The sequence below is a fragment of the Archangium sp. genome (genome assembly GCF_045802675.1).
Taxonomy (GTDB): domain Bacteria; phylum Myxococcota; class Myxococcia; order Myxococcales; family Myxococcaceae; genus Archangium.
Genome location: NZ_JBJMQO010000138.1, coordinates 66,191 through 89,728 on the forward strand (window position 1 = coordinate 66,191; position 23,538 = coordinate 89,728).

Annotated in this window: 19 protein-coding genes; 6 read left to right on the forward strand and 13 right to left on the reverse strand. The window is 70.2% G+C overall.

Annotation, left to right across the window (positions count from 1 at the left end; all coding sequences use genetic code 11):
- Nucleotides 1-23 precede the first annotated feature (23 nt).
- Entirely contained in the window at nt 24-323 is a 300-nt protein-coding gene (locus tag ACJ8AN_RS38570; protein ID WP_407760617.1) for a hypothetical protein, read from the forward strand.
- Nucleotides 324-350: 27 nt separating this feature from the next.
- Here the strand turns inward: ACJ8AN_RS38570 and ACJ8AN_RS38575 are convergent, their stop codons facing one another.
- The 9 genes from ACJ8AN_RS38575 to ACJ8AN_RS38615 form a co-directional block, all read right to left on the reverse strand.
- Nucleotides 351-1,295 carry a hypothetical protein gene (locus ACJ8AN_RS38575; protein ID WP_407760618.1) on the reverse strand — a complete coding sequence of 315 codons (945 nt, stop codon included), beginning with the start codon at nt 1,293-1,295 and terminating at the stop codon, nt 351-353.
- Entirely contained in the window at nt 1,292-2,275 is a 984-nt protein-coding gene (locus ACJ8AN_RS38580; protein ID WP_407760619.1) for a pilus assembly protein, read from the reverse strand. The genes ACJ8AN_RS38575 and ACJ8AN_RS38580 overlap by 4 nt, the downstream gene beginning before the upstream one ends.
- Nucleotides 2,275-3,846 (reverse strand): pilus assembly protein TadG-related protein, encoded by a 1,572-nt coding sequence (locus tag ACJ8AN_RS38585; protein WP_407760620.1) that lies wholly within the window; start codon nt 3,844-3,846, stop codon nt 2,275-2,277. Before ACJ8AN_RS38585 ends, ACJ8AN_RS38580 begins: the two co-directional genes overlap by 1 nt.
- A gap of 44 nt (nt 3,847-3,890) precedes the next feature.
- A complete protein-coding gene (locus ACJ8AN_RS38590) occupies nt 3,891-4,676 on the reverse strand; it encodes a TadE/TadG family type IV pilus assembly protein (protein WP_407760621.1) in 786 nt (261 codons plus the stop codon).
- Nucleotides 4,677-4,885: 209 nt separating this feature from the next.
- Nucleotides 4,886-5,647 carry a hypothetical protein gene (locus ACJ8AN_RS38595; protein ID WP_407760622.1) on the reverse strand — a complete coding sequence of 254 codons (762 nt, stop codon included), beginning with the start codon at nt 5,645-5,647 and terminating at the stop codon, nt 4,886-4,888.
- The gene (locus tag ACJ8AN_RS38600; protein WP_407760623.1) at nt 5,638-6,585 is read right to left on the reverse strand and encodes a TadE/TadG family type IV pilus assembly protein; all 948 of its coding nucleotides are present in this window, start codon (nt 6,583-6,585) and stop codon (nt 5,638-5,640) included. The genes ACJ8AN_RS38595 and ACJ8AN_RS38600 overlap by 10 nt, the downstream gene beginning before the upstream one ends.
- Entirely contained in the window at nt 6,579-8,216 is a 1,638-nt protein-coding gene (locus ACJ8AN_RS38605; protein WP_407760624.1) for a pilus assembly protein TadG-related protein, read from the reverse strand. The genes ACJ8AN_RS38600 and ACJ8AN_RS38605 overlap by 7 nt, the downstream gene beginning before the upstream one ends.
- Entirely contained in the window at nt 8,216-9,034 is an 819-nt protein-coding gene (locus ACJ8AN_RS38610) for a TadE/TadG family type IV pilus assembly protein (protein WP_407760625.1), read from the reverse strand. Before ACJ8AN_RS38610 ends, ACJ8AN_RS38605 begins: the two co-directional genes overlap by 1 nt.
- 67 nt (nt 9,035-9,101) lie before the next feature.
- A complete protein-coding gene (locus tag ACJ8AN_RS38615) occupies nt 9,102-10,550 on the reverse strand; it encodes a sigma 54-interacting transcriptional regulator (protein WP_407760626.1) in 1,449 nt (482 codons plus the stop codon).
- A 69-nt stretch (nt 10,551-10,619) separates the two neighbouring features.
- Between ACJ8AN_RS38615 and ACJ8AN_RS38620 the strand changes: the two genes are divergently transcribed.
- The 4 genes from ACJ8AN_RS38620 to ACJ8AN_RS38635 all read left to right on the forward strand — a co-directional run bounded on the left by ACJ8AN_RS38620 (nt 10,620) and on the right by ACJ8AN_RS38635 (nt 14,920).
- A complete protein-coding gene (locus ACJ8AN_RS38620) occupies nt 10,620-11,654 on the forward strand; it encodes a RimK family alpha-L-glutamate ligase (protein WP_407760627.1) in 1,035 nt (344 codons plus the stop codon).
- 138 nt (nt 11,655-11,792) lie between these two features.
- Nucleotides 11,793-12,464: a DsbA family protein gene (locus ACJ8AN_RS38625; RefSeq protein ID WP_407760628.1), complete on the forward strand. Its 672-nt coding sequence runs from the start codon at nt 11,793-11,795 to the stop codon at nt 12,462-12,464.
- 155 nt (nt 12,465-12,619) lie between these two features.
- Nucleotides 12,620-13,879: a hypothetical protein gene (locus ACJ8AN_RS38630; RefSeq protein WP_407760629.1), complete on the forward strand. Its 1,260-nt coding sequence runs from the start codon at nt 12,620-12,622 to the stop codon at nt 13,877-13,879.
- A gap of 183 nt (nt 13,880-14,062) precedes the next feature.
- Nucleotides 14,063-14,920, forward strand: coding sequence for a carboxypeptidase regulatory-like domain-containing protein (locus tag ACJ8AN_RS38635; protein WP_407760630.1), 858 nt, complete (start codon nt 14,063-14,065; stop codon nt 14,918-14,920).
- A 376-nt stretch (nt 14,921-15,296) separates the two neighbouring features.
- Here the strand turns inward: ACJ8AN_RS38635 and ACJ8AN_RS38640 are convergent, their stop codons facing one another.
- The 3 genes from ACJ8AN_RS38640 to ACJ8AN_RS38650 form a co-directional block, all read right to left on the reverse strand.
- Complete coding sequence (locus ACJ8AN_RS38640; RefSeq protein ID WP_407760631.1) at nt 15,297-16,445, reverse strand: LpqB family beta-propeller domain-containing protein; 1,149 nt, start codon at nt 16,443-16,445, stop codon at nt 15,297-15,299.
- A gap of 12 nt (nt 16,446-16,457) precedes the next feature.
- On the reverse strand, nt 16,458-18,062 hold the full coding sequence (locus ACJ8AN_RS38645) for an N-acetylmuramoyl-L-alanine amidase (protein WP_407760632.1): 1,605 nt from the start codon (nt 18,060-18,062) through the stop codon (nt 16,458-16,460).
- A gap of 278 nt (nt 18,063-18,340) precedes the next feature.
- The gene (locus tag ACJ8AN_RS38650; RefSeq protein ID WP_407760633.1) at nt 18,341-19,948 is read right to left on the reverse strand and encodes an N-acetylmuramoyl-L-alanine amidase; all 1,608 of its coding nucleotides are present in this window, start codon (nt 19,946-19,948) and stop codon (nt 18,341-18,343) included.
- Nucleotides 19,949-20,187: 239 nt separating this feature from the next.
- Here ACJ8AN_RS38650 and ACJ8AN_RS38655 point away from each other — a divergent pair, with 239 nt between their 5' ends.
- On the forward strand, nt 20,188-20,922 hold the full coding sequence (locus ACJ8AN_RS38655; RefSeq protein WP_407760634.1) for a metallophosphoesterase: 735 nt from the start codon (nt 20,188-20,190) through the stop codon (nt 20,920-20,922).
- Here ACJ8AN_RS38655 and ACJ8AN_RS38660 read toward each other — a convergent pair whose 3' ends face one another.
- On the reverse strand, nt 20,923-23,286 hold the full coding sequence (locus ACJ8AN_RS38660; RefSeq protein ID WP_407760635.1) for an HYR domain-containing protein: 2,364 nt from the start codon (nt 23,284-23,286) through the stop codon (nt 20,923-20,925).
- Nucleotides 23,287-23,538: the final 252 nt, after the last annotated feature.

Here is a 23,538-nt window from a genome sequence, read left to right on the forward strand (position 1 = left end):
CCCCAGCCCCCCGGAGAGTCTCCATGAAGCGCGCTTCCCTCGTGCTGGTCCTCGCCCTCGCCTTCCTGCCCACCTCGTCCGCTTGGGCCAAGGGCAAGTCGTCCAACTCCTCCGGCAAGTCGGCCAAGAAGGGCGCCGCGCCGACCATGTCGCCCGAGCAGGCCCAGGAGCTCTCCAAGTGCATGCAGAAGTGCCAGGAGCCCATGATGACGTGCATGGATGGATGCAAGGGCAACCAGTCCTGCACCACCAAGTGCAGCCAGCGCTTCACCGACTGCACCTCGCGCACGTGCGGGAACCTGCTGCCCTCCGGCGAGGAGTAGCGCTCTCTGGCGGACCGGACCGGCCCCTCAGGGCGACTCCGCGTCCACCACGTCCATGCCGGCCGCCTGGCGGATGAGCCACACCAGCGTCCGGCCGGTCTTGTCGAACTCGTCCGGCCGGGCGCGCACGCGAATCAGCTCCGCGCCGCGCCGGTAGTTGCCCTCTTCGGTGGGCAGGGCCGTGTAGCCCACCTTGAGCAGCGCGTCCTTGTAGAAGGCCTGCACCTTGTCCGGCGGGGCCTCCACGTCGTACGCGGCGCTCGACTGGCCCTCGGCGTCGGTGCGCAGCAGGTGCTCTCCGCCCGGCATCATCGGCGCCCAGCCCAGCAGCTCGCTGCCCCGCACCGGCCTCCATGCGCCCACGTTGGCCGTGCCCAGGATGACGGACGTCGTCTTGTCCGGGTTGGCCTGGAGGATGACGGTGTAGGAAACCAACCGCGTCGGATCCAACGCGGTGAGCTGGGGCTCGCGGGTGAAGGCAGCCTGCTCTTTGGCCGGAGGGACGAAGAGGCCCGACTGCTCGAAATGGCGGGCGAAGTACGGGCCCAGCTCCTCCACCGGCCGCGACGAGCGCGCCAGTTGGATGAGCACGGGCACGCCGTTGGCCATCATCGGCCCATCCGAGTCCACCCAGGCCAGCAGCCCCGGCACCTTCCAGTTGAAGGGAGGCAGCGGCTTGTCCGGGTCCATGTCCTCCGGGGCCGCGCCCTGCATGCGCGCCACGAACTCGTCCGCCTTCGCCCCGGCGGGGGCCTGCTGCGCCGCGGTCGGCTGCGCCGCGGCCTTCGCCTTGGGAGCCGGTGCCTCACAGGAGGCGCCCTCGGCCACCTCGTCCTTCCCGCCACCGGCCTTGGCCTTCTTCCCGGGGGCGCACGTGGCGGCCGGAGCCGGGGTGGAGGCGGACGTCTTCGCACGGGCGGGAGCGGCCTCGGGGGCCGCCGCCAGCAACCAGGCCAGCAGGAGGGGAGTCATGGACAGTCTTTGCCGAGGAAGCAGCCGTCGCGCTGGAAGTAGGCAACCGTGTAGGGGATGCCGCCCAGACCACCCGGGACGACACCGGGCGTGGTCGGCCACAGCTTCCAGCCCTCGTTCAACGGCAGGGGCTGGACGAAGAGCGGCTCACCCGCGCTGCTCATCCAGAACATGTTCTCTCCTCCGTAGAAGAAGGGAAGAGGCATGCTGCCAACGATCTGGCTGGCCATCTGGCTACCAGCCGTGCCCTGACCCAGGCCGTTGAGCGTGAAGACGCTGCCGGCCATCAGGTAGTAGGGCACGTTGGGCAGGCAGGGCGAGGGGAGGTCGGGGATGATGGCGCAGATGCCGGACTCCGCGTCGCCGGACAGGCCCCAGTCATCCAGCATCATCGTCATCCGCCCCGGGCACGAGCCGCCACTGGCGCGCCCCATGCCGCAGATGGTCATGGGCTTGGGGTCGTAGTTCTTCACGCTGAAGAAGCCGCCGCTGCCCTCCATGAACGTCTTGGGGAAGAGGTAGGAGCCCACCGGGTCGATGGTGGCCTGGGCGTTACAGCTCAGGCCGTCGTTGTCGCTGTAGGCCAGGAGGGTGAGGAGGCTGGGGTTGTAGCCGACGCCGTTGCCCGTCGAGCACGTCACGTTCATGCCGCGGATGCGGGTGAAGACCTGGGTGAGCTGGGTGCCCTTGACGCTCGTCTCGCGGCTGTCGAAGTCCGCGTAGCGCGTGGTGGCTTCCTGCCCGGCCAGCTGCGCGGCGCCCTTGGACGGGTTGTCGTTCTTGGGCCAGGAGTGAAGCTTGTGCCCGGTGGCGTCCAACATCGCCGAGTGCGAGGCCTCGGTGACCTTCACCGACAGGTAGCCGATCTCCGCGAAGTGGATGCCGAACACCAGGATGGTGATGAAGACGAGCACCCCGAGCGCCATCTCCGTCAGGGCCTGGCCGCGTGGAGCGCGGCGGCGCGAGTGCACGAAGCTCATCACGGACCTCCCTCGTAACCCTGGCCGCGCAGCCCATTCCAGGCCGTGGCGGCCCAGCCGGCGCCCACGTCATTGAGCGTATCGGCCACGTCGCCGCCCCGGCCCTGCGAGTCGATGGTGAGCGGGACAATCGTGGCGCGCCAGTAGGGGTTGAGCAGGTTGGGCGGCTCCTTCCAGTGCCCCTTGCGGTGGTAGTAGGCGATGCCCGCCGACAGGCCCGTCTGCTTGCTGATGTTGGTGCCATCGGCCAACTGGATGCCGCGGTTGTCGAACTGCGAGGTGCGATTGGGGCTGAAGCGGAAGCGGAAGAGCAGGTTCCACGGGTCGGCGCGCGTGCCGCGCACCGAGTAGTCGCGCTGGATGACGGCGTAGTTCTTGGGCTGGCCCCAGTTGTCCGAGGGCATCACCAGGCGCACCGGGTTGTAGTCCACGAAGGTGGGCCACATGCCGGGGCAGCGCACGCAGCCGCCCAGGGTGTGGCGCGTATCCGCCGGCTGCTTGTCGCTGTCGCCGAAGAAGATGAAGGTCTTGGGGAACCAGAAGTGCTCGTCGGTGGAGTCGCCCGAGTCGGTGGACTTCAGGTCGGCGAGGACGGGCATGATGGACGAGTACTTCTTGCAGGGAGCGAACGCCCGGTTGAAGCGCAGCGTGTTGGCGCCGTGGTCGTCCGCCCACGCGAAGGCGCCGCTGGGCTGCAGGTCGCCGTGGTTCTGCGTCGAGGCGAAGTAGGCGCTGCCCAGGTCCACCACCGTGAGCTGGTCCTGCTTGTTGACGAAGTTGTTCTTGAGCTGCTGGTTGAGCACCACGTTGGCCAGGCCGCCGCGGATGGTGGTGAAGGTGAAGCCGCGGCTGCCCATGCCCGCGTAGAGGTGGTGCGAGTTGGAGATGTCCAGGGGGTTGGTGGCGCCCAGGAAGGGCATGATTTCGCGCAGGGTCACCGAATCGCCCCCGTTGGGCGCCTTCAGCTCGCCGGGCCAGGGGCTGCCCGCCTTCGCCGCGTCCACGATGTCGTCGGCGAGGTCCTGGCTGTTGAGCTTCAATCCCAGCCGGCCCCACTCGATGAGCTGCGCGGCATACAGGCGCGAGGCGGCGCCCTGCAGGTCACGCACCTGGTCCGCGGCCGCCTGGTCCAGCTGGTCGAACTGTTTGAAGACCTTCTGGCCCTTGGTGTAGACGTTGATCGCCGAGATGGCGCTCTGCGCGGCGGCGACGACGGCACAGGGACATTCGAGCGGGCAGGAGGTGAAGGTCTTGCAGCAACTGGCCGCGCGCGCCACGTACTGGGCGGTGATGATGGTGTAGTTGAGGAAGATGGCGTTCGCGTTGGCGCGGTACGCCGTCGTCCAGCTGATGAGGCTCTGCACGCCGGCCATGGACACCATGTGTCCAATCTGCGCGCGGCTCATCAGGGCGATTTCATTGTAGACGCGCGCGGTGACGGCCGCGTTGCTGTAGGCGGCGGCGTCGGCCATGGCCTGCACTTCCATCTTCTCGCGCACCTTCATGCCGATGGAGAGCGTCAGGCACACCATCAGCGTGAGCAGCAGCAGGGAGATGACGAAGAGGACCATCGTCTGGCCTCGTCGTGCGAGCAGGGGGCGTCCCACAGGGCGTCTCACAGGGCCTCCGGAGCCGGGGGGCAGTTCTGCGTCTGGAAGAAGGTGGAGCGCACCGGCGTCATCATGCGCAGGCTGCCCGAGGCGTTGATGGGAATGGTGTACGAGGGCGGGCTGAGCGAGGCTCGCCGCATCACCTCGGCGCGGATGGAGGCCTCGAGGTTGGGCGTGGACTGCTGCGTCCAGTTCGCCTTCTCCGTGGCCATCAGCGGGTTCTGGGCGCTGTAGTCCTTCCACCCCCAGCGCGCGAGCATCATGCGGCCCATCACCCAGTTGGCGAAGGGGATGTTGAGCGGGTACCAGTAGATGAGGCGGATTTCGAGGCGGCGGTTGGGGCTGTCGGCCTGGTCGAAGTCCTTGTCCTCGGGGTTGGGCACGGTGGCGCGCAGGGGCGAGTCGCGGATGATCCACACCACGTTGCCCTCGGAGGGCATGCCCTTGGTGACGCCCGCCGCGCCGCCGCGCCGGTACTGGTTGTCCTTGTAGGCGCCGAAGGCCCGGGCGAGCTTGTCGCCGGGAGTGGCCCCCGCCCCGCCCATGAAGGAGTGGAAGCTGGGCAGCAGCGCGAGCACCGCCGCGTGCGTCATCGCCTTGCAGTCGCCGTGCTTCACGCTGCCAGCGCGCACCGAGCGGAACGCCGCGTACTCGGCCATGATGCGGCCCTGCAGCATGAGGAAGAGCTGCAGCGTCCCCAGCATGATGAAGAGGGTGAGTGGCAGCGACAGGGCTGACTCGACCTGGGCCTGTCCGGACTGGCCATGCCTGGAGGGAGCACGGAAAAACATGGGAAGTCTCTTTTCCTATGACCGCGGCAATCTCTATATCGGTCAACTGGCCGTCGGGGTCCAATTGACGGGCAGCACGCCTCACCGGCACCTGACGCGGCCGGGCAACATTCTCGCTCAAGGGCGCCGGACCGCGGTCCCCGCCCTCCCCGTCCCCGCCCGCCCGCTGGCTCTCCAGCCAGTCATTCCAGCCACTTGCGGGGCCCCGCTCAGCGTTTTCCCGCGCCGGGCTTCGCCGCCGGTGCCGGTGCCGGTGCCGGTGCCGTGGCGCCGGGCTGGGCCCCCTCCCGGAGGGCGGGCTCCAGCGCGGCCTCTCCGGCGGTGCGGCGCATGAGGATGACGGACACCCGGCCCGCCTTGACGGGACGCACCGCCACCCGCACCTCCTCCCCGCCCCGGAGCCACTCCCCGGTGGAGGCCTCGGTGAAACCGGCCGCCGCGAGCTCCTTCAGATAGAAGTCCCGCACCTTCTCCGGCGCCGCCGTCACCAGGTACGTCAGGGTGCGCGCCCCCTCCATGTCGCTCTGCATCACGTCCGTGCCCCCGGGGTAGACGGGGGCGAAGGCGGGCTGCGCGCGCCGGGCCTGGGAGAGGTTGGCCTCGCCGAGCACCACCGTGGTGGTGCCGTCCGGGTTGGGCTGCAGGACGAAGGTGTAGGAGATGAGCCGCTCCGTATCGAGCGCGGTGAGCTGCGGCTCGGCCAGCCACTGGGTGCGGTGGGCATCCGGGGGGAGGTAGAAGCCGGCGTCCTCGAAGCGGTCCACCAGGTGCTGGAGGATGACCTCGGGCTTCTCCGCGCTGAGCACCGAGCGCAGCTTCACGGGGATGCCATCGGCGCGCATGACGCCCGGCACATCCACCGCCTCCAGCACGCGGGGCACGTCCCAGGTGAAGCCAGGCCGGCCCTGCGCGGACGCGCTCCCCGCGCCCCACACCAGCACCAGCACGGCCCACCGGGCGCTCAGTTGCACGAGGCCCCCAGCCAGCAGTTGCCGCGCCCGTTGTAGGCGGAGTCGTACTCGGTGGTGGGGCTGTTGGCGCCCGGCGTCGTCACCCAGTCGTTCGGGTCGCTGTCGCCGCCATTCTCGCGGTCCTTGAAGCCGCCCTGGCCCTTGAAGCTCATCCAGAACTTGCCCGGGTCGATGGGCGCCGAGCCCACGATGGCCTGGGCCAGGTTCACCGAGTCGCCCGTCACCTTGTTGTAGCTGTCGTAGACCTTCTTCGCCGAGTCGTAATAGGGCTTGTTGGCGCAGTTGGCGCCCTGCAACAGGACGCACTCGCCGCCCTCGTCGCTGCCCGCCAGGCCCCAGTCGTCCAGGAGGATGCCGAAGCCGCCGTTGCAGTCGCCGCTCCGGGCGCGGCCGGTGCCGCACACGGGGATGGTGCCCAGCGTGTAGTGGGGCACCTCGAAGAAGGAGCCGGCCCCCTGGTCCAGGAAGCTCTTGGTGAGGTTGCGCGTGGGGGAGAGCACCGCGCGCGAGGAGCAGCGCATGCCGCCCACGTTGGCGTAGACGCCCGCGGTGGCGCCATTGTCGCTGAAGGAGATGCCCGAGGCGGCCTCGCAGGTGACGCTCAGCCCGTCGGCCGAGGTGAAGACCTGGACGGGGGCGCGGCTGCCGCTCTTGGAGGTGCGCCCGTCGAAGTCACGGTAGCGGTTGGTGGCGAGCTGCCCCGGCCGGTTGCCGTCGATGAGGTTCTGCAGGGCGGAGAAGTCGCCCGGCAGCGAGTGCATCTTCGCGCTGGTGGAGTCCCACAGGGCGCTGGCGGCGGCCTCCTGCACCTTGAGGGACAGGTAGCCCACCTCGGCGAAGTGGATGCCGAAGACGAGCACGGTGACGAACACGAGCAGCCCGAGCGCCATCTCCGTGGTGCTCTGGCCGCGGCGCCGCGTGGAAGCCGGCCTCACCATCCCATGTACTCCTTGTCCAGGAGCGCCTTGTAGACGTCGGCGGCGAAGGGGGCGGAGGCCCGGAGCGTCGTCTCCGTGTCCTGCTTGCCCTGCAGGTCCACGTGGGCCGACACCAGGGTGGCGCGCCAGAAGGGGTTGAGGAAGTTGGGCGGCTCCTTCCAGTGCTGGCCCGCGCGCTTGTAGTAGGTGATGCCCGCCGAGAGCGCCGTGGCCTTGGCGATCTTCGTGCCCGGGTTGGTGGACAGCTCGTTGCCGGTGTTGTCGAAGAGGACGGGGGGGCCGCTCGAGGAGAAGCGGAAGCGGAACAGGAGGTTCCACGGGTCCGCGAGCGCGGCGGGGCGGTCCCCGTAGTCGCGCTGGATGACGGCGTAGCTCTTGGGCTGGCCCCAGTTGTTTCCCGGGTCCGTCACCAGGTTGAAGTTGTAGTCCATGTGCGGAGGCCACATGCCGGGGCACAGCGTGCACTTGCCCATGGTGTGGTGCTCCTTCTGGGTTCCGTCATCCGAGCCGCCCGTCCAGGTGTGCTCGTCCCCGGTGTCCGCCAGGTGGGTGCTGCGCACGTGGGCCTTGGGGCTGGAGTTGCCCGGCAGCGACGTGGGGCACGGGGCCTGGCCACGGTTGAACAGGAGCATGAGGCTGCCGTGGTCGTCCGCCGCGAGCTCGGTGGCGTCGTTGGGGTTGGCGGAGTGCGACAGCTTGCCCTCGGCGGGGAAGTAGCCACTGCCGATGTTGGTGAGGCGCGGGAGGGTGTCGCGCGCGGGCATGAGCGTCTGCAGCCGGGAGCGGATGCGGTTGCCGGCGTTGCGCCCGGTGACGAAGGCGTAGCCGCGGCTGCCCATGGCGGCGTAGACGAAGTGCAGCTTGTGGCCCGCGTCGCGGCGCGTGCACGCGGCGCCATTGCCCCCGCAGTTCTCGTCTCCGTTGATTTCGCGCTGGTTGACGGCCTTGCTGCTCGCCAGCGCCTTGAGCTCGTCGCCGAAGCGGGCGCCCTTGTTGGCCTCCGCCGCGATGGCGTTGGCCAGGCCCGCGGACGAGAAGTCCGACATCACGTTGTCGAAGAGGGCATTCTGCTCGTCGGAGATGGAGGAGATTTGAAGCCCGAGCGCCTCGTCGCCCGCCGGAGGGTCCAGGCTCTTCCAGAGCGAGTCGAGCTGCTGGTCCGCGTCGCGGAGGTCGCCCTGCGTCTGGCTGATGTCCGACATGGCCTGGGTGGCGCACTGGCAGTACTTCGCGCAGGTCGGGTTGGTGATGGCGCAGGGGCAGTTGGCGAGGGCGATGGCCGCGTACACCTTGTAGGGCTTGTCGTAGGCCTGGACGGCGCCGTGGATGGAGGCGCGGTAGTAGCTGCTCCAGGAGATGAGGCTCTCCACGCCCGTCATCGCCACCATGTGGCCCATCAGCGCCCGGTTCATCAGCGAGATGGCGTTGAAGGCGCGCGCGGTCTGCACCGAGTTGGAGTAGGCGGCGGCATCGGCCACCGTCTCCAGCTCCATCTTCTCGCGCGCCTTCATGCCGATGGAGAGCGTCATGCACACCATCAGCACCAGCAGCAGCAGGGTGAGCGCGAAGAGCACCAGCGTCTGGCCTCGGCGCGCGAGCACGGGGCGCATGGGGCGGCGGCGGGGGTGCATCACAGGCCCTCCGGGGTGGGCTCGCAGTTCTGCGTGTCGAAGAACTCCTTGCGCAGGGGCGTCATCATCCGCATGCCGTAGGTGGCCTGGATGGGGAAGACGTACTGGCCGGAGGCCACGCGCGAGGTGAGCTCGTCGCGGATGAGCGAGTCCAGGTTGATGACCGTCACGCTGCTCTTTGTCCAGCCCGCCTCGTTGTCGGCGGGGATCAGCGGGTTGACGGCGTCGTAGTCGCGCAGCCCGAGGTGGGCCAGGAGCATGCGGCTGATGACCCAGTCGGCGAAGGGAATGCGCAGCCGGTACCAGTAGATGAGGCGCACCTCGAGCCTCTTGGCGCGCTGTCCGTCTCCCGAGGGCGCATCGAAGTCGATGTCCTCGGGGTCCGGCACGGAGTACGCCAGGGGCTGCTCGCGCACGAGCCAGAAGATGGGCCCGTCGTGCTTGCGGTCCATGCCCCGGCCCGGCACGTAGCGCGGATCCGGCTGGCGCGGGTTGGAGCCGATGCGCGCCGACCAGGCCTCGGCGAGCTTCTCCGCCGGCGAGGCGCCCGAGTTCCCCGCGCCCAGGTAGGGCGTCACGCTGGGCAGCAGTCCCGCCAGGGCCGCGTGCTGCATGGGCACGCAGTTGCCGTGGTTGCGGCTGCCGGCCCGCACCGCCTCGAAGGCCGCGTACTCGGCCATGATGCGGGCTTGCAACATCATGAAGAGCTGCAGCGTCCCCAGCACGAGGAAGATGACCATCGGCATCGTCAGCGCCGCTTCCACCGCCGCCTGGCCGGATTCGCGTCCCCGGGGAAGCGGGGACTCCTCGGTACTCATATCTAGGGGGTTGTCCCACTCGCTCCCGGGGTTTCCCATCGGTCAACTGGACGGATGACGCACCGCTTCATCTCGGCTTCATGCCCTTGGCGTCGAGCTGGTACTTCTTCACCAGGCGCTCAATGGACTTGCGGTGCAGGCCGCTCTCACGGGCGGCGCGCGAGAGGTTGCCCTCGCAGCGGGTGAGGACGCTGGTGACGTACTCGCGCTCGAAGTTCTCCAGCAGCTGCTCCTTGGCGTCCTTGAAGGTGAGGTGCTCGTTGAAGGGCAGCGGCCCCTCGCGCACCTGGCCGCGCACGCGCGGAGGCAGGTGCTCGGGCAGCACCTCCTCGCCCTCGCTGAAGGCCAGCACGTGGGAGAGCACGTTCATCAGCTCGCGCACGTTGCCCGGCCACGCGTAGGCCATCAGCAGGGCGAGCGCCTCGGGGGAAATCCGCTTGCGGCCGTGGCGCGCCAGCAGCTCCGGGTCCTCCAGCGCGCGCTTGAGGATGAGGGGCACGTCCTCGCGGCGCTCGCGCAGCGGCGGCAGGTGGAGGTTGATGACGGACAGGCGGAAGAAGAGGTCCTCGCGGAAGTTGCCCGCGGCTATCTCCTTCACCAGATCGCGGTTGGTGGCGGCGATGACGCGGCAGTCCACCTCCAGTGTGTCGTTGCCGCCCACGCGCCGCACCTCGCGGTTCTCCAGCACGCGCAGGAGCTTGGGCTGAAGGTCCAACCGCAGCTCGCCCAGCTCGTCGAGGAAGATGGTGCCCCCCTGCGCGCGCTCGAAGGCGCCCGGCCGCGCCGTCATGGCCCCGGTGAAGGAGCCCTTCTCGTGGCCGAACAGCTCGCTCTCGATGAGGTTGGGCGGAATGGCGCCGCAGTCGAGCACCACCAGCGGCCCCTTCTTGCGCCCGCTCAGCTCGTGGATGGCGCGCGCCACCAGCTCCTTGCCCGTGCCCGTCTCGCCGCCGATGATGACGGACACGTCCATGGGGGCGATCTTCTTGATGAGGGCGAAGACCTGCCGCATCTTCACGCTCTGTCCCACCAGCCCGCACAGCTCGCCGTCGCGGTCCGGCTCGAGCGTCACCTCCTCGTCGAGCGGGGCGAAGGAGAGTGTGGAGGAGCCGGCGCGAATCTGCGAGCCGGCGGAGAGGTAGGCGCGTTCAATCCGCCGCCCATCCAGGAAGGTGCCGTTGGTGGAGTTGAGGTCCACCAGGAGCCAGCCGCGCTCGGTGTTGATGATTTCGAAGTGGTGGCGGCTGGCGGTGCGATCCTCGGCGAGCACCAGGTCATTGGTGGGGTGGGCGCCACAGCGCAGGCGCTCCTTGTCGGACACCAGGGACTTGCCGTCGTCCGGGCCGGCCGTCACTTGAATCCGGCACTTGCGCAGCTTGAGCGTGGTGCGTGTCTCCAGCACGAGCACTTCGGTGCCGGAGCCGGGTCCACCGTCGGGGGGCGCGACGAGGGAATCCAGACCGTTCTCCCCCGGATTGGTGAGGACGTCGTCCGGGTTCGGTTCATGAGGACTCATCAATTTCCGATGATAGCAAACACGGCCGACGCGGCCCGCCCCCGCCCGTGGTAGTCTCGCCCCCCTTCCATGCCCGCCAAGAAGTCCAAGAAGGCGCCCGCCCAGGCCCGCCCGAAGGCCCTCGCGCGTCCCGTCGAGCCGGAGCCGCCTTCCCCCGCGCCCCCACCGGCTGTCCGCCGGGCCGGGGCGAAGAAGACGGTGGTCATCCTCTCGCGCAAGCGCTCCCTGTACTCCACCCGGCGGCTGGTGGAGGCCATCAAACAGCGCGGCCATAGGCCCCTGGTGCTCGACACGCTGCGCTGCACCATGGTGCTCGCTCCGGGGCAGCCGCGAATGCTCTACCGCGGGGTGGACGTGAAGGGCGTGGACGTGGTGATTCCGCGCATCGGCGCCTCCATCACCGGCTACGGCCTGGCGGTGGTGAAGCACTTCGAGATGATGGCGGTGCCGGTGCTCAACGGCTCCAGCGCCATCTCCGAGAGCCGCGACAAGCTGCGCGCGCTCCAGGTGTTGTGCCGGGGCGGGCTGGACGTGCCCCGCACGGTGATGGCGCACGACCGCAGCAACGTCCGCAAGCTCGTGGAGGAGGTGGGCGGGCTGCCGGTCATCATCAAGCTGCTGCGCGGCACCCAAGGGGTCGGGGTGATGATTGCCCACTCGCTCCAGGAGCTACAGACCATCGTCAATACCTTCTGGGACCTGGGGCAGGAGGTGGTGCTCCAGGAGTTCGTCGCCGAGAGCAAGGGCCGGGATGTGCGCGCGCTGGTGGTGGGCAACCAGGTGGTGGGCGCCATGCAACGGCGGGCGAAGAAGGGCGAGTTCCGCTCCAACATCCACCGCGGCGGCGAGGGCCATCCGGTGGAGCTGCCCGCCTCCTATATCGAGGTGGCGGTGCGGGCCGCGCACCTGCTCGGGCTGGAGGTGGCTGGCGTGGACATGCTCGAGGGGCGCGAGGGGCCGCGGTTGATGGAGCTCAACTCCAGCCCGGGCTTCGAGGGCCTGGAGCGGGCGACGAAGCAGGACATCGCCGGGGCGATGATTCAACACGCCCTCGACTTCGCCGAGGCCCGGGCGGCCGCGGGCACGCCCACCCAGGCGGGGTGACGCGGTACAGCGCCGCTCGCGCAGCAGGCGGGCGGACGAGCCTCTTGCCTGGCCCTCTTGGGAATGGCCTAGGCCCCGAATTGTCGGAGGGGATTGGCAGTGGGAGTGACACCTTCGTAATCTGTGCGCCGCCCGCACATGAAGCCCCTCTCCAAGCCGCTGCAGATCACCGTCTACCAGGATGTGTTGTGCTCCTGGTGCTATCTGGCCGACCTGCGGCTGGACTCCCTCAAGCAAGAATTCGGAGACATCGTCCGCTGGCGCGTGCGCCCCTACCCGTTGCGCCTGCATGACAAGAGGCCCACGGAAAAGGAGCTGCGCGGGCTGACGGAGGAGGTGCGCCGCGCCCAGCAGGAACAGGAGCCGGCGGCGAAGCTGCTGTCGACGGAGCTGTGGCAGGGCGGAGATGCCCCGCGCTCCAGCATCCCGGCGCTGGCGGCGCTCGAGGCGGCGCGGCTGCAGAGCCCCACGGCCCGGGCCTACCTCGCGCGCGCCATGCAGCGCGCGGCGCTGGAGCAGGACGTCAACGTCACGCGCACCGACGTCATCTTCGAGCTGGCCAACCGCGTGGGCCTGGACATGGGCCCCTTCTCCGCGGCGTACCACTCGGAGGACACGCGCAAGCTGATTCTGGATGAGCACCAGCTCGCGGCCAGCCGGGGCGTGCGCGGCGTGCCCACGCTCGTCATCGCCGGCCGGTGGATGATGTGCGGCCTGCGCGAGGTGTCCGAGTACCGCGAGCACATCCTCACCTGCCTCGGCAAGCTGCACTCCCCGCGCTCCGGCTCGTCCGAGCGCATGGTGCACTAGCGGCCGGGCCCCGGGGCCCAGGCCCGCGCGGGGACGGGGGTGGCGAAGGCCGGAAACAGGGTGTTGAATTTTCCTCCCGCCCGCCCGTCTGCTTCCATGTCGTCGTCGTGATGAAATGGACGGGCCGGCCTTGCCTCCGGCCCCGGAGAACCTCCATGCGTCGCCTTCTCGTCTTCACAGCCCCCTTCGCCCTGATGATGGGGACCGGCTGTGTCGCCCACTACCACCAGCCGGGGTACTACTCCTCGACTCCCCCCTCCACCGTCTACGAGTACCGCTACTCGGGACCGCACCCCGATACGTACGGCGGCTGGTGCATGGAGCAGTACGACCACGTCCACGGCTACGCGCCCTCGGACGTCAACGCGTACAGCTACTCGGGGGACATCTACTACTACCAGGGCCCTCGCGTGGTCTGGTTCTACGACTACCACCCGGTAGACAACGGCCATCACTGCTACATCCACGGCCGCCACAGCCACGACTACTTGCCGTACACGTACTCGGGCAGCACGTACCGCTGGGACAACGGGCGCTCGGTGTACGTCTACAGCAACTACCGGCCGCCTCCGCCGTCCTCCAATGATGGCTGGGGCTCGCACGAGGCCACGCCCGTGCCCGGTGGCAACGGCGGCGGCTGGGGCAACTCCAACCGGCCTCCGCCTCCCCCGGGAACGGGCTACGGCAACCGGCCCCCGACGAGCGGCGGCAACAGCGGCGGCTGGGGCACCCCGCCCCCGGGCACGGGCACCGGCTCGCGGCCTCCGGTAGGCGGCAACAACAACGGTGGCTGGGGCAACCCGCCGCCTCCTCCGTCCAACCCGGGCGGCGGCCCGAACACCAATCCTCCCGGCAACCCCGGCGGCGGTAACGGCAACGGCAACGGCAACGGCGGCGGCTGGGGCAATGGCAACGGCGGCGGCCGCGGCCATGACCGGGACGACGATGGGCGTCCTCCGCGCGGCAACGGCGGCGGCTGGGGCAACAACGGTGGCGGAAACAGCGGCGGCGGCACGCCTCCGCCTCCTCCGACCAACAACGGTGGCGGCAGCAGCGGCGGCAACAGCGGTGGCGGCACGCCTCCTCCGCCTCCTCCGAGCAACAACGGCGGCGGCTGGGGCAATGGTGGTGGCCACAGCGGCGGCGGCAACAGCGGCGGCGGCAACAGCGGTGGCGGCACGCCTCCTCCGCCTCCTCCGAGCAACAACGGCGGCGGCAGCAGCGGCGGCGGCAACAGCGGTGGCGGCCACAGCGGCGGCTGGGGCAATGGCGGTGGCAACGGCCAGGGCAACAGCGGCGGCAACGGCAACAGCGGCGGCAACGGCAACAACGGCGGTGGCAACAGCGGCGGCGGCAACAGCGGCGGCAACGGCAACAGCGGCGGCAACGGCAATGGCTGGGGCCGTCGCAAGTAGGTCCTGACCGCACAGTGCGCCGTGACTCGAGGGCCGCTCCCTTCCTCTCGGAGGTGGGGGCGGCCCTTGGTGTTTTTTCCACCGGTGAGCACTCGGGGGCGGAGTGTTGCGTTGCCCACGGGACGTCTCGGGCCCGGGGTGGATTGCCGATGAGCGGGAGCGTGAAGAACTTCGCGCGCAGTCATGAAGCGTCCGAGTCTCGTCCTCTGCTGCGCACTCCTCGGTATCGTCCCCACGGCCTGTGGTCCCGGTTCAGACCCGGACCCGGGAGTCGACCGCGGTGACAGCTCGACGGTGGATCTCGAGCACCTGGCCATCACCGTCTCCGGCCGCGCCGCGGTCTTCCCCGAGGCCGCACGCCTGCTCGAGGCCCAGGGCCAGCCGGTGCCCTCGCTCGATGGGGTCGTCCTCACCGTCGAGGAGCCCCTGCGCGTCGGCGTGAGCGACGCGGACTCCGTGCTCGGCCAGGGGGGCATCGGCGCCGATGGCGGGTTCTCCGTGTCCGAAGTGCCCGTGCGCGACATCCACCTGAGCCTCGCCGCGAGCCTCCAGCAGGAGGGCTTCGTGCGCAGCTCCACCATCATCTTCGACACCGCCTTCACCCGCACCCGGCCGCACACCGACATCATCGATGCCCGGGCCTGGGCGTTGCCCAACGCCTTCCACGATGCCCTCACCCGCTCCATCGGCGATGCGAGCATCCGCGCGCACAGCGGGGAACGGGCCAGCACCCTGCGCGATGCCGGCTTCATCCTCGGCCGCGTCGTGGATGCCGCGGGCGCGCCCGTCGCCGGCGCCCGGGTGGTGCTCGACCGCGATGACCTGGCCGGCCGCGTCTACTACCCCGCTCCGGACTTCCAGAGCGCCACCCAGGACGGCACCAGCGCCACCGGCCTCTTCGTCTACGTGCACTCCGGCACGGCGGCGGAGACGTTCAGCCTCTCCATCGAGGGCACCCAGGCGTACCTGCCGCGCAACGCCGGAGCCACGCCGGGCCTGGGGCTCGTCCTCACGCTGTACCCGGGGAACGTGTCTCCGTAGCGCGCCCTCGGGAGGCCGGGCCGACAGAAGCCCGAGGGGTGGGCAGCACCCTGTTCGGGCAACCCGCCTGCTCTCGAGGGCGGTGCCCGCGCTCCCCCGGGCGGCGGCAGCGGAACGGGCGGAAGGCAGGGCCCGCCGGAGGGATGGCCAGGAGCCACCTCCCGAGGGCCACAGCCCCGGGCGCCTCCCTGGATTGGGAGCATGAGCAGTGCCACGAGAGCCCGGCCACCCGCTCGGAGAAGCGGACGGGAGCCCGCTCCGTCCCTGGCACGGCTCGGGGGGGGAGTCGGGCCGGGTGGAGCTGAACCGGGCGCCGGTGGAGCTGCAGCGGCTACTCGCGCCGGGCGCGCATCCGCTCGGGGTCGACTTCCTCGGCTCAGTGGCCCTCGGCCCGGGTCGCTCCCGCGGGCAGCGGCGCCTTCGGCACGAACCAGCGCGGCAGCCAGTCCGCTCCCTTCGACTTCGTCAGCTGCGTCTGGCCACTCCCATCCGCTCGCATCAGGAACAGCTCCACGTCTCCCGTGCGCTCCGACGGAAACACCAGGTACTTCCCATCCGGACTCCACGCCGGCTGGTCATCCGTGCTCTTCCCATCCGTCAGCGCCACCGGCTCGCCTCCCGCCACCACGTCCGCCACCCAGATGCGCGCCTTGTCCTGCGGCCCCTTCCCCCTCGCCACGAACGCCAGCTTCCGCCCATCCGGACTCCACGCCGGCTCGCGCTCCTCGCCCGTCGTCGCGCTCCCCGACACCGCCTTCATCCCCGTCCCGTCCGGATTCACCACGAACACCCGCGTGCGCCCCTCCCGGTCACTCACGAACGAAATCCACTTCCCGTCCGGGCTCCAGCGCGGCGCCATGTCCTCCTTGTAGAAGGCCGTCAGCCGCCGCACGTCCGTCCCATCCGCCTTCATCACGTAGATTTCCGGATCGCCCTCGCGGCTCGACACGAACGCCACCTGCGTCCCGTCCGGCGACACGCTCGGCTCGAAGTTGCCCTCGCGCGCCGTGGCCAGCCGCGTCACCTCCGCGCCTGCCCGCGGCGCCTGCCGCACCACGTCGCTGAAACCCTGCGCGTCCGACTCGGCCACGAACCACGAGCCGTCCGGCGACCAGCTCGGGTTGCGCGCCCGGCCCCGGGGCTCCGTCAGCATCACCACCGGGCCTCCCTCCAGCGGCACCAGGCGCAGCTGCTCCACGTGCAGCCCGCCCACCTCCGCCGAGGCCACCACCACCAGCGCCGCGCCATCCGGAGACGGCGCGGCGGGGAACTCGTCCTCGGGAGCCCGCGTGAGCTGCGACTCCTCGCCCGTGGGCCGCACCAGCCACACGTCCTTCTGCGGCCCCCGCTCCGACACGAACGCGATGACTCCAGGCATCCCCTGCCGCTCCTGCTCGGTGAGGGGCCCGGAGCCGGACGCTCCGCCGCCACACATGCCCGCCTTGCATCCGGCCCCGAGCAGGGCGAGCACGGCCAGCCGCCGCGCCCCACCCCACCACGCCCGCTTCGCGAAGTCCCGAGTCATCACGTCACCTCATTACCGCACCTGGACGGCGTCGGCGATGACGGTGTTGCCCGAGCTGGTCCAGCGGCTGAGCTGCACCTTGTTCCACCCGGCCGGGAAGCTATACGTGCCGAGCGTGTTCCACTTCCCGCCGTTGAGCGTCTGGTCCACGTTCACCGTGGCCAGCTTGGTGCCGTTGGCGTCCCAGACGATGAAGGGCGCCGCCGTCGCGCGGTTGGTGCCCGCGGTCCACCACGCGTCGATCGTCTTGGTGGCCGCCGCCGGCAGGTAGAACCAGAACGTCGCCGGGTCGGAGATGGCCTCGGCGGTGGCGTAGTAGTAGCCCGAGCCGTAGTAGCCCGCCGCCGCGTCGTTGAAGATCCAGTTCGCCGACAGCTCGATGTAGCCCTTGCTGCTGTCGTTGTTGGCGTTGTCGCTGTCGATGACCAGGCCCGTGCTGGTCACATCACCGCAGTAGGACTTGATCTTGCTGATGTACGAGGACCACGGCCAGTTGGGGCCCGGGTCCGTACGGGTGGAGGGCTGCAGGCGGCCGTGCGCCACGATGTGGTAGCTGTCGCGCACCACCGTGCGGTCGCGAGAAATATCGCACGAGAGCTTCGCCGAGGTGTCGATCTGCCCCGCCGGGAACGAGGTCTGGCTGGCGAAGCCGCCGTGCTCGATGCCCACCGCGAAGTTGTTCACCGACACGCCATTGAGGCCGCACATCACGCTGCCATTGAGGCTGCAGTCGTAGTTGGCCGCCACGTGCCAGGCGCGGTTGGTCTCGAGCACCAGCTGGGTGATCTCACTGCCACTCTCGTTCACCACGTAGTGCGCGCTGGCCTGGGCGGACGAGTTCGTCAGCCAGCTCCAGCAGCCCGAGTAGGCCCCCTCGCAGGTGTGGATGACGATCATCGAGATGTCCGTGCCCGCCGGGCGCGAGCCGTAGTTGGGCGAGGGACGCCAGATGGCGGCGGCGTAGTCCGAGCTCATCGAGTGCACGAGGGGCGAGGCGAACTGCGCCTGCACCTGGGTGGGCATCAGCGACACGGCCACGTCACCGGCGGGAGTGCTCGCCACCGCGCCCTTGCGCAGCACATCGTACACCTGGGTGTGGACGTACTGGGCCTGCGCCTCGGTATTGGCGATGCCGCTGTACTTCACGGCGGCCGGCGCCCACGCGCCCAGGTCCGAGCGGTCCAGCTTCAGCTCGTCGGCATACGCGGACAGCAGCGCCGCGGCGGCGCGGATGTTGGCCTGCGGCTGGGTGCGAGCGGCCTCCTCGGAGACGCCCGCCAGGTGAGCGCCCGCGCTGAGCTTCTCGCCGCGCAGGGCCATCAGGCCGTAGGCGGCGGGCAAGCCGGGGAACTCCTCGGCGCCCTGCACGTTCTCCCACCGCGTCTCGGTGTAGGAGATGGCCTTGAGCAGGTCGGCCGGGACGTTGAACTCGGCGGCGGCCTGGGCGAAGGCACCGTCCAGCGCGTACGGGGTGCGCTCGGCCTCGCGCTGGGCGGGGGTGCGCGAGTCCTCGACGGCGGCGGGGGGGGTGGGAGCAGTGGGCTCCTGCGGACCGCACGCGGCCAGCGAGAGGGCGGCGGCCAGCGTGGCCAGCATCGGCTTATGGAACGGGTGCATTCAGCACTCCTTCGGGGGGGGGACGAGCGGTGAAGCGGTGGCTCCACCCTCCTCGTTGATTGAGGAGTCGACAAAATGCCCTTTCCCGGAGTGCAAGGGAAGCCTGCTTTCCAGGGAAAGTGGCTCTCCCGAGGGGAGTGTCCTCGAGTGGCCAGAGCTGAGACCCAACAGGTCGCCCGCCACGAAGACGCCTCGCGAGGTGCTACGGCCCACGGAGCAGGGCGGACCCGGCCGATGGCCGAGCCACGCTCCCCGCTCCGGGGCCTCACTTCACGGCCTCAGCGAACCTGGACGGCGTCGGCGATGACCTGGTAGCCCGCCGTGGTCCAGCGGCTCAGCTGCACCTTGTTCCAGCCGGCCGGGAAGCTCCACGTGCCGAGCGTGTTCCACTTGCCGCCGTTGAGCTGCTGGTTCACGTTCACCGTGGCCAGCTTGTTGCCCGCGGCATCCCAGACGATGAAGGGCGCCGTGGTCGAGCGGTCCGTGGCCGAGGTCCACCACGCGTCGATCGTCTTGGTGCCGGCCGCCGGCAGGTAGAACCAGAACGTCGCGGGCTCGGACACCGCCGCGGTGGGCGAGGCGTAGTAGCCCGAGCCGTAGTAGCCCGCCACGTTCGTGGAGGAGACCCAGCTCGCGCCCGTCACCTCGATGTAGCCCTTGGAGGTGTCGTTGTTGGCCTGGTTGCTGTCGATGATGATGCTACCGGCGGTGGTGGTGCCGCAGTAGCTCTGGATCTTGCTGATGTACGTGGACCACGGCCAGTTGGGGCCCGGGTCCGTGCGGGTCGCCGGCTGCAGACGGCCGTGCGCCACGATGTGGTAGCTGTCGCGGACGATGCCCTGGCTCTTGGTGATGTCGCACGAGAGCTTCGCCGAGGCGTCGATCTGCCCCGCCGGGAAGGTCGTCTGGCTGGCGAAACCGCCGTGCTCGATGCCCACCGCGAAGTGGTTCACCGACACGCCGTTCATGCCGCACATCACGCTGCCGTTGAGGCTGCAGTCGTAGGTGGCGCCCACGTGCCAGGCGCGGTTGGCCTCGAGCACCAGCTGCGAAATCTCGGCGCCATCCTCCTTCACCACGTAGTGCGCGCTCACGCCGGAAGCGGTGTCGACCAGCCAGCTCCAGCAGCTCGAGTAGCTGCCTTCACAGGTGTGGATGACGATCATCGAGATGTCCGTGCCCGCCGGACGCGAGTTGAAGTTGGGCGAGGGACGCCAGATGGCGGGCGTGTAGTCCGCGCTCATCGAGTGCACGAGGGGCGAGGCGAACTGCGCCTGCACCTGGGTGGGCATCAGCGACACGGCCAGGTCGCCCGCCGGGGTGCTCGCCACCGCGCCCTTGCGCAGCACGTCGTACACCTGGGTGTGGACGTACTGGGCCTGCGCCTCGGTATTGGCGATGCCGCTGTACTTCGCGGCGGCCGGCGCCCACGCGCCCAGGTCCGCACGGTCCAGCTTCAGCTCGGTGGCGTACGCGGACAGCAGCGCCGCGGCGGCGCGGATGTTGGCCTGGGGCTGGGTGCGCACGGCCTCCTCGGAGACGCCCGCCAGGCGAGCGCCCTCGGCGAGCCGCTCACCGCGCAGGGCCATCAGACCGTAGGCGGCGGGCAGGCCGGGGAACTCCTCGGCGCCCTGCACGTTCTCCCACCGCGTCTCGGTGTACGAGATGGCCTTGAGCAGGTCGGCCGGGACGTTGAACTCGGCGGCGGCCTGGGCGAAGGCACCGTCCAGCGCGTACGGGGTGCGCTCGGCCTCGCGCTGGGCGGGGGTGCGCGAGTCCTCGACGGCGGCGGGGGCGGTGGGGGCAGTGGGCTCCTGCGGACCGCACGCGGCCAGCGAGAGGGCGGCGGCCAGCGTGGCCAGCATCGGCTTATGGAACGGGTGCATTCAGCACTCCTTCGGCGGGGGGAACGAGAGGTGAAGCGGTGGCTCCGCCCCCTCTTTGGGGGTAGGGAACTCGCGGATAAGATGCCTTTTCCTGAGGTACAAGGAAAGCCCGTTGTTACCTGATTTTCATATTGGCCGGGGAAATGGTCTGAAATCAGGTACCTGGGAGGCCCCGGGAGCGGGCGGGCGCGGGGCACGCCGGGGGCGACGCGGGGAGCGGGCTGGGTTAGGAGAGGGGCATGCGTCTCTTCGCCATCGGGGACACCCATCTGCCCTCCACGCGCAACAAGGACATGCACCGCTTCGGCTGGGCGGAGCACCCGCTGCCGCTGCAGCGCGCCTGGGACGAGAAGGTGCGTCCCGAGGACGTGGTGCTGGTGGTGGGGGATATCTCCTGGGCCACGCGGCCCTCGGAGGTGCTCGAGGACCTGAAGTGGCTGGACGAGCGGCCGGGCCGCAAGGTGCTGGTGCGCGGCAACCACGACTACTGGTGGGGAGACTCGGCGTCGAAGCTGCGCAGGCTGCTCGAGCCGTACAAGACGCTGGAGGGCTTCCTGCACAACAGCGCCTTCGTCATCGGGCGGTGGGTGATTGCCGGGACGCGGCTGTGGACGGCGCCCGAGGCCCCGCCGATGCCGGGCGGAGAGATGGGCGACGAGTCGGGGGACGCGGGCTACGTGGAGCGCGAGACGCGGCGGCTGGAGACGTCCATCGCGGACGCGGAGAAGAAGGAGAAGGAGAGCGCCGGGCCGCTCACGCGCGTGGTGGCGGTGCACTTCCCGCCCATGTACGCGAACGAGAGGCCCACGTCGTTCCTGGGCCCCATCGAGGCGTTCAAGCCGAAGGTGTGCGTGTACGGGCACCTGCACGCGGGAGGAATCCCGGCCGGCTTCACGGGGGAGCGGGCCGGAATCCGCTACGTGCTGGCCTCGTGCGACGCGGCGGGCTTCTCGCCGGTGCTGCTCGACGGGTAGCTACGGCGCGAGCGCCACGGGCTTCCACGGCAGCGCACTGTCCTCGGGGAGGCACGAGCGCCACTTCTCGCCGCTGTCGCGCACGGGCGTCCCCGGCCTGGCCAGCGGCACGCCCACCGGGCACAGGCCCTGGGTGACGTTGCCCGCGGCGTCGCGCACCTCGAAGTGCAGCGTGTACTGGCGCCCATCCCCACTGGCCGAGCGGTCCGCGCGGACCTTCACGGTGGTGGCGTCCACGAAGACGATGTCCGGCTCGGCGCCGCTCCGCGGCTCGTCGGAGGAGACGCAGGAGATGGAGGCGGTGGCGCCCGTCTGGGTGAGGCCGCCGCCGCAAGCGTCGTGCACCACGATGCAGTCCTCGAGGCGGAGGGTGCGGTAGAGCGCGTCCGCGGGCCACAGGGGCGCGGGCGGGGCCAGCGTCACCTCGGGAGGCGTCTGGTCCACCACCTCGATGGTGGTGGCGCACGAGGACTCGTTGCCCGAGGCGTCCCGCGCGGTGTAGCGCACGGTGTTGGAGCCGAGCGGGTAGAAGTCCGCCACGGGGCCGGAGAGTTGGGCCGGGGTGCACGAGTCCGAGGCCGTGGCGAGGCCCGGCAGCACATAGGCGGAGGCGCGGCCGGTGCACTCGGTGACGATGGGCTCGGGGCAAACGACAGCGGGCGCCACGGTGTCCACCACGGTGACGGTGGGCGCGCAGGTGCGGGTGTTGCCGGAGCCATCCACCGCCGCGTACTCGAGCGTGTGCGAGCCGAGCGGCAGCACCACGGGCTCGGGCCGCGTCACGGTGGCGGGGCCGCAGTTGTCGGTGGCGGAGGCCTCGGGCGGCGAGACGAGCGCGCGGCCCTGGCCGGAGCACTCCACGCGCAGGTCGGCGGGGCACGCGAGCGACGGAGCCTCGCAGTCGCGCACCTTCACGCGGGACCAGCACGCGTTCTGCGCCTGGCCATCCGAGACGGTGACGTGCACGCCGTACTCGCCCGGGGCATAGGGCCCGAGCGGATTCAGGTTCCACGAGAGCGCGTCCCCATCCGCGTCCGTGGCGGTGGCCAGGTCGGTGACGTGGGCGGCGCACACGCCCGGGTCGGTGCACACGGAGGCGTCGTGGCAGGAGGCCTCGGGCGCGCGGTTCTCCTTGATGCACGAGGCGCTGCACCCATCCCCGCCCGTCCGGTTGCCGTCGTCACAGGACTCGCCCGGGTCGAGGCGGCCGTTGCCACACGGGTTCTCCTGCTTGCACGCGGCGCTGCACCCATCCCCGTCGCGCACGTTGCCGTCGTCGCACTGCTCGCCCGGGTCGACGCGGCCGTTGCCACACACCTGGCAGTCGGTGTCCTGGCTGTCCACCGCGCCGTCGCCGTCGTTGTCGAGGCCGTCGGCGCAGTTCTCGGCGGTGAGGATGACGGCCGAGCCTCCGAGCATCACCGGCCTGCCCGAGTGCGGGTTGTACACCTCGTTGTTGTAGGCGAGCACGCGCAGGCCCGAGAAGCCATCGGGCCCGGTGAAGACGTTGTGGAAGGACTTGTGGCTGAGCTCGAAGGCGCTGAGGGAGGGAGAGAACTCCCGCAGCTCCGCGGTGGGCTCGGCGACGTCGAAGGAGATGTCCGCGGTGGTGAGCGGCAGCGGGAGGAAGCCCCAGCCGCCGGGGACCTCGGCCTGGGTGAGCGCGATGAGCGAGCCGCCCTTGTCGTTGACGAAGCGCGCGAGGTCCGGCTGGCGCTTGTTGAGCTCGGCAATCTGCTGCGCGGTGAGGCCGCCCAGGGTGTGCTTGTCGGCCGAGGGCAGGTAGACGAAGGCGAAGCGGGAGAAGTCCACGCGGGAGATGTCCTGGAGCGAGCGCACGTGGGTGACGCGCGCGCCGGGGCCGCCGTGGGAGGGGCTGTTCCAGCTCTCGAAGGAGCTGAGCGCCTGCCCGCCGTTGACGCCGATGGCGAGGATGCCACTGCCGCCCGAGCGCGAGCGGTTGAGCGCGGCGCGGAAGAGTGAGGGGTAGAGACCGCCGCAGCGGTCCTGCTCGCAGTGCCACACGTCGTCGGCGTCATCGCCCGTCACGACGACGAAGCCGCCGCGCGCGGGGCCACCGGAGCCGGAGCCGGGAGGAGGCTCGGAGCCCGTGGGCGTCCCGGGAGGCGTGGAGCCGGTGGGCACGCCAGGAGGAGGCTCCGAGCCGGTGGGCACGCCGGGATGGGCCGGCGGCGGTGCCTCCAGCACCGGCGAGTTTTCCTCGAGGGAACGCCCGTCGGAGTCCTCGGAGTAATAGCCCCCGCAGCCGGACACGAGACCGACGAGGGACAGAATGGACAGACACACCCCCAGACCTGGACGGGCGCTCGACAGCAGGCGAGCAGACGTGCGGGTATCGCGCATGAACTTTCCCCAGGGTGGGCAACGCAGCACCCACGCAGGGCAAATCAGTAGTGATGCGGTGCCCCGCGCGAGGAGCGTGCGAGCGGTGCAATGTCCAGCGGGAGTGCACCGCGCGTCCGCTGCGCGACGAACGCACCCGGGCTCCTGTCCACCGCGGACGTTCATCCCGGCCTGTGGGACGAGTGCATTGTCACCTGCGGACGTTTCTCAGGCTGAGACAGTCCGAGAGGGCTCGAGAGCGGGCGAGCAGGT